Raw genomic sequence first — 1,878 nt, 5'->3', positions numbered from 1 at the left:
CGACCAGCGTCGGGCCGGCAAGTGCTAACCTCACACACAAAGGGGGTCAAAATTGGATGCCGATAAGGGGTCAAAGTTCGGTGCCGATTGACACCTTGTGATTTTATCGTGAAACGACGCGTGGTCTGCGAGAGTCGTAGGAAGCCTCTACATTCGTTGACTGAGTTTTTCTGCTGTCGTGTCGGTATCACATTTCCAAACTCGCAAGGTTCTTACGATCGATGGACTCAATTCACCTCCGACGGACGTGCGAACTGGAGTTGCCCCATAAAAACCGGACATGATCAGATTTCTGTTTGACGGTTCAAGAACTCACGCGGCGACTGATACCCTAATGCCTTGTGCGGGTGAAGCGTGTTGTAGTGCTCGAACCACAACGGGAGTTGGGCGATGACAGTTTCGGCGTCAGGAATGTGATTGACCGAGACATAGTCGCGCTTGAAGGTTTTGACGAAGGCTTCGGCCTGCACGTCTTCACTCTTGATGCCTTCGGTGGTGGCGACATGGGCAATGGCCTCACGATCACAGCAGTCGAGAGCAAAGGCAACGCGGACCTTCTCTTTGTTATCGCAGCCGATTTCGAAACCGTCAGAACACCAGCGCAGGTTCGATTGCTCGACAGCAACGCGGCCATCGTGACGGCGCGTGCCGGTAGCACCTGTGTGGCGTTGCAGAAGCAGGCCATGCACCTTCATCACCCGATAGATGCGTTTGGCGTTGGGCCACGAGCGCTTTTCGCTGCTGGCCTTACGGCGCAGGATCGCGTGAACGCGGCGATATCCGTATGTCGGCATATCAGCGATGATCGCTTTGATGTCATCCACCAAGTCATGGTCAGCGAGGGGAGGACGTCCACGCGTTTTGGCAGAACGGTGTTTCACCCGTTCTGCGATGTTTGACCGGGCGACACCGAAAGTCTCGCACACAGCCGTCATCGGGAACCTCCCTTCGGCAACGACAGCGAGCGCAACAGATGTTTTTTTGGGCCAGTAGCGATCTCAAGCGCCTCTTTAAGTATTTCGCCTTCCATCGTCTTCTTGCCGAGCAAACGCTGCAGCTCTTTGACGTGGTTCTGCAGGGCGCGATACTCGGATGCCGGAACGACTTCCTCTTCTGCCGCTGTTGCCGTCAATGCACCTTGGGTAGCGAGCTTGCGCCAGGTGAACAGCTGGTTCGGCTGGATGCCATAACGCCGGGCAACAATGCTGACCGTCGCATCCGGCTCATATGTCTCTTGAATGATGGCAAGCTTCTCGGTGGTCGACCATCGACGCCACCGCTCTGGGCCGGACAAGACTTCTATCTTAGAATTGTGACTGGTCATAATGGGCACATTACCTCACACACTTATTAAGTGGGAGATCATGTCCGGATATTTAGGGGGCACTCCAGGGGCCATTACAGCGCCCCTTGAAGACGCTTGAGCAGTCAGTGATCGCTGTTAATAAACTCACTGCATGGGAAAGCTTTCGTGTAGTCTGTGTGAATAGAGATGATGTCTAGGTGAGGACTGGAAATGAGACTCAGCAAGTTCAAAATTACCAATTACCGTAACATATTAGACTCAGGTTGGATCAACACTACAAATGTTACTGCATTCGTAGGGCAAAATGAGGCGGGAAAGAGCAACTTGTTTGAGGCATTGTATTGTCTAAATCCTTACGTTGATGGTGCGCGATACAATGACGCTGAGGACTGGCCGGTTGATGATTGGGGGGGACGTTCCCAAGCCAAGGGAAAACGGGTATGTGAGGCGATATTCAGCTTGGACAGTGAAGATATCCGTAAGCGCCGTCTCCGCCCCATTGGATTGGCTATATTTTGAGGCTTGCTGCGTGTGCGAGAAGGTTTCCAGGACTAACTGGAGATTTGCATGGC

Annotated in this window: 1 protein-coding gene and 2 pseudogenes; 1 reads left to right on the top strand and 2 read right to left on the bottom strand. The window is 53.1% G+C overall.

Features of this window, described 5'->3' with window-relative positions:
- Positions 1 to 284: 284 nt before the first annotated feature.
- Positions 285 to 1,324 (bottom strand): annotated as a pseudogene (locus FHW16_RS28705) (IS3 family transposase).
- Positions 1,325 to 1,516: 192 nt separating this feature from the next.
- Between FHW16_RS28705 and FHW16_RS29345 the strand changes: the two are divergent.
- Positions 1,517 to 1,642, top strand: a pseudogene (locus FHW16_RS29345) (AAA family ATPase); the annotation flags it as partial.
- A gap of 9 nt (positions 1,643 to 1,651) precedes the next feature.
- Here the strand turns inward: FHW16_RS29345 and FHW16_RS29045 are convergent.
- The coding region (locus tag FHW16_RS29045; protein WP_246712019.1) for a hypothetical protein at positions 1,652 to 1,878 on the bottom strand (227 nt) is incomplete at its 5' end.

The sequence above is a fragment of the Phyllobacterium myrsinacearum genome (assembly GCF_014138285.1).
Classification (GTDB): domain Bacteria; phylum Pseudomonadota; class Alphaproteobacteria; order Rhizobiales; family Rhizobiaceae; genus Phyllobacterium; species Phyllobacterium myrsinacearum_A.
Note: the sequence above shows the minus strand (reverse complement) of the source record. Positions and strands in the feature narration are given on the sequence as shown.